The following is a 6,596-nucleotide window of genomic DNA, read 5'->3' as shown; positions in this document are numbered from 1 at the left end:
GTCATTTCTTTTTGTGTCATGTTGAATATCTCCTCTCTCATGTATGACATTATATCAGAATAATTTCAATATGACATTATCACAGAATAACAACATAAATTGGATGTTTGAGCTTGACCTGATTGTTTTTTTCGTGTACACTATGATAAAATTTCATTTGCAGTTACCGTGCAAAAATGTAGATTGCCATACAACAATATGTAGAAAAACAGGTGAGAATCTGTGATGAATGATAATTTTGTAATTGGCATTAAAAAGTCTGTTCCCGTTGTGCTAGGCTATACTCCAATTGGTTTGGCTTTCGGAATACTAGCAAACCAACAAGGCCTATCAATCTTTGAAATATTCTTGATGTCGTTCATGGTATATGCCGGTGCATCCCAGTTTATCGCCACAGCCATGATAGCGTCAGGCGTCAATGCCGCCTCCATAATCTTTACCGTATTTCTCGTGAACCTACGGCATATGCTCATGAGCGCCTCGTTATCGCCCTACCTCAAAAAAGTACCATCAGTTGTTCAGGCCATCATATCCTTCGGGCTGACGGATGAAACCTATGCCGTAGACATCACCTATACCAAAGAGCATGCGCCTTCGGCCTCTTTCTTTATGGGGCTGCATACCGTCTGTTATGCGGCATGGGTAATTAGCACGGTTGTAGGCGGCATGCTTGGCAATCTGATACCCGACCCTACCCGCTGGGGTATGGACTATGCCCTATCGGCGATGTTTATAGCCCTGCTGTGCATGCATATAAAGGATAAAAGGGATATATTTGTAGCCGTTTGTTCGGCAGCTTTTTCGCTGTTTATAACAGCAACAGTAGGAGGTAGCTGGAATGTCATCATAGCTACGGTATTAGCCGCAACGATAGGAGTGAGCACGGAACTATGGAGCAAAAAGTTATCCTTATCATCATCGGAATGAGCCTTGTAACCTATTTGCCCAGGATGTTGCCTATGGTGCTGCTGTCAAAAGTTAAACTGCCACCGCTGTTCTTAAAATGGCTGCAGTTTATACCGGTAGCTGTGCTGTCTGCGCTGCTGGCTCCCGCCATCCTGGCACCGCAGGATGAGCTTTCTATCGGACTTGACAACAACGCCTTTATAGCATCTATTCCCTGTTTTTTTGTGGCAATCAGGACCAAAAATTTATTCCTCACCATAGTGGTGGGAATACTTGCGATGTTTTTATTGCAAAACCTATGAATCCCCTATTACCGCTCATAAACCGCACACTTACTCACTTTAACATGCCCCTGATTGCATGTATAAAATGGGAGAATACGATGCCCGGTTCCTCCAGGTCGTAATACCAGCGTTTAAGCCACTCCAGAGAAATATACCCTTTGTAATCATCCTGCAGCAGATCAATTGCTTCCTTTATGGGAATATCGCCCTGACCAATGAGGCAGTACCTGACCCTGCCCTTTTCCATTTGCGAATCCTTCACGTGAACGTGGCGGATATACCTTTTAAGCCTGTTATATGTCAAGAATACCGACTCGCCCATAAACCTGTATGGATGATGAATATCCCACAGCACCCCAACATACGGATGTTGAACCTCTTCCATGGTCTTTATCATCACGCTCGAATTGGCAAATACCCCGTTGGTTTCAAGCAGTACTGTTACCCCTTTTTAAGATGCATAATCTCCCAACACCTTGAGCATCCTGATCACCTGCTTTACATCCACCGGCGCCTTGGGATAGGGTTCGCTATCTCCCAGTACCCTGACAAACGGAGCATTCAGTTGCTCGGCCAAGTCGATGTATTCCATACCTTCCTGTATATATGATTCCGCATCCTTTTCGTGTAAATGACACGAGGAAGTGATGCAAGAAATCTCCAGCCCTTTGTCCAGTAGCTGACGTTTTGACGTCTGTATGTTTTCAGGAAGAAATGGCTTAGCCTTGGGCACGTAAATCTCATTTCCTAGACCTCTGAGCTCTATACCATCATATCCCAGGTCCTTGGCTGCAGCCAGGATTTCCTCCCATGACCAATCCGGACATCCCAGTGTGGAAAAACATATCTTCATAAAACTCCTCCCGTTCATCTGTATCTTCTTACTATTTTATCATGCACTATCGATAGTTGAAAATTCTTTTTTGCGAATGTAAAGCATAGGATTAAAATGAGAATCTATTGAGGAGATGGTGCCGATGAAGAATAGAAAATACGTAATTCCCATAATACTTTTTCTCGCCGCATTTATGATTGGATGTAGCGCCAGGCCGCCCCTTGCTTTGGATGTATCTCATACCAACGATGATTATAATGATGAAGCACAGGAGGGATATTCCGCCATAATGTCTATGACCGATCTAGAAATCATAAAAAGGGCCACCGATCACCTCAAAGGCCATGGTGAAAAAGTAGCTTTTGAAGAAACCGAAATATCCATTCACCACTGTGACACCGAAACGGTAATATGCACAGATCCAAAAGGCAACCGCATAACTTATAAGGGAGATTATTTGAAAATAGTGTTTTATCCACCTAAAAAGCAATTAAACCCAGAATACAACAAGAGCTTTACAGTATACCTAGATCAAGATGGCGATGTGTTGGGATATACCAGCCAAACTGTTCAATGTGACTGACAAATAAAAAAGGAGCATTATGCTCCTCAATTTTTTATACATTAGGCCCGCTTAATATGTCTATCACAAAATTTTGGAAAACTTTAAACTCGTATTTTTGGCCCACCTGTATATTGGGCAAAGGCTTATTGGCATCTACAAGCAACATCTGTTCTACTCCATCGTTCTCAATCAAAACTTCATAATAGTAGAGTTTGTTGTCCTTGTAAACAGGCTGGGTGCCAACCCTTTTCACTACACCCGATTCAACCCTCTGCCGTCCAGTAAACATATCCCCAAGGAATCTATAATATGCCAACACCTGGCTGCCGTATACGCCCCAGATAAAAATATCGAGGCATATTCCAATCAACAATATTATCATGCCCAAAGTATTGTTGACCATATTGGCCAGTACAATGGAAATGACCAGAAAGGCAATCAAAACAGCACCAAGCAAAATGATTATGCGCTTCAATTGTTTCCCGGTTTGCTGTAAATCTTCCTGGCTATACACGGTGAGAACCCCTCCCCATATATATTCTTTTAATTGGCTTTACCAGATATCAAAAAATCGCTATGTTTGATAACCCTTTTAACCAAATATAAAGCAAAAAATGGTTTCCTAATAAAAATTATATCATATGAAATCGAGCATTTGCACTACCTCTGCAGTAAATTGAGTTTTAGCTTAAATGAAAAAAAATTAAGAGGGAGGTCTTTTCCCTCCCTCTCATTTTGGTGGGGCGTACAGGACTCGAACCTGTAACTTCCACCACGTCAAGATGGCACTCTACCAGTTGAGTTAACGCCCCGTCTCGCAGCTCGCATTATTATATTAGCCTATCTTCATTAAATTGTCAAGCGGTATTTTGGGGAGATCTCGAATAGGTGTAAAGATATTTCCCACATCGAATGGATGTTTGAAAATATCGGAGATGAAAAAGCCATAAAAAGAGTAGAGGCCGTCTCCATCCTCTTTGATATAATTAAAAACTTCAAGGATGGGAAGCCGACCTCTAATGAGTATTAGACCATATAATGAGCTGAGAAAAATATCCTCTGAAAAAGCCAGAGAATTGATAAGAAAAATTTTCGAAGCAAACAACAGAAATGTCTCAAAAACTGCTAAAACGCAGGTATTACACCACCATTATAATTTTCTTCAATAAACTTTCTAACTTTTTCGCTGCGCAAAGCTTCCATTAGTTTTTTGAACTTCTCCTGTTTTTCTTCACCGGCTCTCACCGCCACTATATTGGCATAGGGAGAATCCTTATCTTCTAAAATAAGTGCATCTTTTGTGGGTACCAATCCAGCTTCCAGGGCAAAATTACCGTTTATAACGGCACCATCTACATCGCTTAGCACTCTCGGCAACTGAGCAGCTTCCAACGGAACAAACTTTATATTTTTGGGGTTTTCTATAATATCATTTTCAGTAGCAAGCGTATCGGCTCCCTCTCTTAATTTTATTAAACCATGCTTTTGCAGAAGCAGCAGTGCCCTTCCTCCATTGGTGGGGTCATTGGGTATGGCAATCTCGCAATTGTCCTTCAATTCATCAATTGAACTGTACTTTGAAGAATAAAGCCCCATGGGTTCAATATGTACCCCGCCAATGGATACAATATCAAGGTTATTCTCTTCTTTAAATTTGTTCATGTAAGGTTCATGTTGAAAAAAGTTTGCATCCAATTCTCCCTCGGCAAGGGCAAGGTTTGGTTTAACGTAATCGGTGAATTCAATTATCTCCACTTTTATGCCCTGCTTTTCCAAATCTTCCTTTATAAGCTCTATTATTTTAGCATGGGGTTCGGGCGATACTCCAATTCTTATCAAATTTTCATTACCTTTATTCTGGGCACACCCCACAAGAGAAAGAATCAGCAAACCTGCAATCAACACAACGAGTATTCTTTTCAATTTCATCCCCTCCCTATCATGTTATTTTTTATTTATTCTTGAGGCCAATTTATTTCCTAAAAATTGGACCCCTTGAACCAAAATTACTATTACCACGACTGAAACCACCATTACATCCGTTTGAAATCTATATAAACCATATCTAATGGCCAAATCCCCCAGGCCGCCTCCTCCAATAGCACCTGCCATGGCCGAATACCCAATTAAGTTGACTATCGTTAACGTTACCCCCATTATCAATGACGGCATTGCCTCGGGTATGAGTATTTTGAAAATTATTTGGGGAACGGTTGCTCCAATAGACTGCCCAAATTCTATTACTCCTTTATCGACTTCTTTCAGGGAAGTCTCTATAACCCTGGCAACGAAAGGCGCCGCTGCAACCGATAATGGCACTATTGTCGCAGTGGTTCCAATAGTTTTGCCCACTATCAACCTAGACAAAGGAAAAAGCAAAACCATGAGTATTAGAAATGGAAAGGAGCGCAAAACATTTATGATACCATCCAATATCCTGTATAATGTGGGTTTTTCCCAGATACCTCCTTTTTCGGTTATCACCAATAGCACTCCCATAGGGAACCCCAGAAGCAGAGAAAAAACGGTAGAGAAAAATACCATATACACTGTCTGAAGCAAGGAAGGAATGATCAATTCCAGCACTTACATCACCTCCACGTCCACATCCTGACTCTTCAAGTAATCTATCGCGGCTTGTATCTCCCCATCCTCACCCACTAATTCAACGATCAGATACCCCGCACTTGTGCTCATCAACTGACTGATATTACCAGACAAAATATTTACATCGATGTTGAACTTTTTAATCATATGCGAAACAATAGGTTTTTTTGCATTATCGCCCCAAAAGCTTAGCCTTACAACCCTGCCATTAAACTCCTCCGGTATTACAAATTCCTCCTGCACATCGGATTTCAGGCTGCTGATAAACGCTTTGGCGGTTTTAGATTTAGGCCGTCTAAATAGCTCTTCAACGGTATTTATTTCTACTATCTCGCCATTTTCCATTATTGCCACCCTGTCACATATATCCTTAACCACCTCTATTTGATGGGTAATCATAACTATGGTTAGACCCAGCTCGTTGCGTATCCTATTTAAAAGCTCTAAAATGGATTTTGTGGTTTTGGGATCTAGAGCCGACGTGGCTTCATCGCTCAGCAAAATCTTAGGATTATTGGCCAAAGCCCTAGCGATTGCAACCCGTTGTTTCTGCCCCCCGCTTAGCTGGGAGGGATAAGCATTCCTCTTATCTCTTAAACCAACATATTCCAACAACTCATTTACCCTTGAATTTATCTCCTTCTTGCCTAAACCGGCTAATTCCAGCGGGAGGGCAATGTTTTCATATGTAGTCTTTTGCGACAACAAATTAAAATGCTGGAATATCATTCCGATATCTTTTCTTTTTGCTCTTAGCTCTCTTTTATCAAGAGCTGTTATATCTACTCCGTCAATGATAATTTTCCCCTGGGTTGGCTCCTCCAACCTGTTTAAACACCTTATCAGGGTAGACTTTCCGGCTCCACTCAATCCGATGATCCCAAAAATTTCTCCCCTGTTTACATGGAAACTAACATTCTTTATTGCCCATATACATTCATTGCCATTTTGAAAGCATTTTGATAGATTCTGTACTTCAATCACGGTTGACCTCCATTTTCACAAAATATAAAAAAAGTATAAGGCAATCATTATTTTATTTGAATATTTAATTAACAAAAAAGCCTCTTTAATACTAGCAGAGGTCAAAATAAAAACCTCTTCTAAAGAAGAAAGAGGCTATCCTTTCTCATCTTTCGGTGTAAGACACCGCTGGATTTGACACCTTGTAGTTACAGGTTGCCGTGCTTCACTGCGCCAGTCCCTCCGCCACCCTCGATAAGAACTTGTTATTTTAATTTGTATTACTTGGCAAGTATTCTAATACGAACGTGTTATTTTGTCAACTACATTTTTAATATTGTTGTCAATAGTCTGTGAAAATGTCACCTCAAAAAGGATAATTTTATTCAGTAAAAATGTCAACTATGGGTTTTAAAAAATATTACAGAGATAATTT

The 6,596-nt window shown here is 40.8% G+C and carries 7 protein-coding genes, 1 tRNA gene, 2 pseudogenes and 1 riboswitch; of the genes and pseudogenes, 4 read left to right on the top strand and 6 right to left on the bottom strand.

Annotation, left to right across the window (positions count from 1 at the left end; translation table 11 throughout):
- Nucleotides 1–225: 225 nt before the first annotated feature.
- On the top strand, nt 226–927 hold the full coding sequence (locus BM241_RS11710; protein ID WP_177206171.1) for an AzlC family ABC transporter permease: 702 nt from the start codon (nt 226–228) through the stop codon (nt 925–927).
- Entirely contained in the window at nt 891–1,208 is a 318-nt protein-coding gene (locus tag BM241_RS11705) for an AzlD domain-containing protein (RefSeq protein WP_025746843.1), read from the top strand. The genes BM241_RS11710 and BM241_RS11705 overlap by 37 nt, the downstream gene beginning before the upstream one ends.
- Nucleotides 1,209–1,242: 34 nt before the next feature.
- On the opposite strand, the pseudogene BM241_RS11700 reads toward BM241_RS11705, so the two are convergent.
- A pseudogene (locus tag BM241_RS11700) lies at nt 1,243–2,043 on the bottom strand (sugar phosphate isomerase/epimerase family protein).
- Nucleotides 2,044–2,167: 124 nt separating this feature from the next.
- Between BM241_RS11700 and BM241_RS11695 the strand changes: the two are divergent.
- Nucleotides 2,168–2,608, top strand: a complete 441-nt coding sequence (locus BM241_RS11695; protein ID WP_025746844.1) for a hypothetical protein — start codon at nt 2,168–2,170, stop codon at nt 2,606–2,608.
- A gap of 34 nt (nt 2,609–2,642) precedes the next feature.
- On the opposite strand, the gene BM241_RS11690 is transcribed toward BM241_RS11695, so the two are convergent.
- Both BM241_RS11690 and BM241_RS11685 read right to left on the bottom strand, forming a co-directional pair.
- Complete coding sequence (locus tag BM241_RS11690; protein ID WP_092282868.1) at nt 2,643–3,104, bottom strand: hypothetical protein; 462 nt, start codon at nt 3,102–3,104, stop codon at nt 2,643–2,645.
- Between the two features lie 222 nt (nt 3,105–3,326).
- A tRNA-Val gene (locus BM241_RS11685) sits at nt 3,327–3,402 on the bottom strand.
- A gap of 207 nt (nt 3,403–3,609) precedes the next feature.
- On the opposite strand from BM241_RS11685, the pseudogene BM241_RS12290 reads away from it, so the two are divergent.
- Nucleotides 3,610–3,741: pseudogene (locus BM241_RS12290) on the top strand (IS481 family transposase); the annotation flags it as partial.
- Here BM241_RS12290 and BM241_RS11680 read toward each other — a convergent pair.
- From BM241_RS11680 to BM241_RS11670, 3 genes are read right to left on the bottom strand one after another with little or no spacing between them, the layout of a single operon-like run.
- Nucleotides 3,716–4,513 carry a MetQ/NlpA family ABC transporter substrate-binding protein gene (locus BM241_RS11680; RefSeq protein ID WP_025746846.1) on the bottom strand — a complete coding sequence of 266 codons (798 nt, stop codon included), beginning with the start codon at nt 4,511–4,513 and terminating at the stop codon, nt 3,716–3,718. The pseudogene BM241_RS12290 and the gene BM241_RS11680 overlap by 26 nt on opposite strands.
- Nucleotides 4,514–4,534: 21 nt before the next feature.
- Nucleotides 4,535–5,134 (bottom strand): methionine ABC transporter permease, encoded by a 600-nt coding sequence (locus tag BM241_RS11675; protein ID WP_084054646.1) that lies wholly within the window; start codon nt 5,132–5,134, stop codon nt 4,535–4,537.
- A gap of 42 nt (nt 5,135–5,176) precedes the next feature.
- Complete coding sequence (locus BM241_RS11670; protein WP_025746848.1) at nt 5,177–6,181, bottom strand: methionine ABC transporter ATP-binding protein; 1,005 nt, start codon at nt 6,179–6,181, stop codon at nt 5,177–5,179.
- A gap of 142 nt (nt 6,182–6,323) precedes the next feature.
- Nucleotides 6,324–6,422: riboswitch (SAM riboswitch) on the bottom strand.
- Nucleotides 6,423–6,596: the final 174 nt, after the last annotated feature.

The organism is Caldicoprobacter faecalis (assembly GCF_900115765.1).
GTDB classification, from domain to species: Bacteria; Bacillota; Clostridia; order Caldicoprobacterales; family Caldicoprobacteraceae; genus Caldicoprobacter; species Caldicoprobacter oshimai.
Note: the sequence above shows the minus strand (reverse complement) of the source record. Positions and strands in the feature narration are given on the sequence as shown.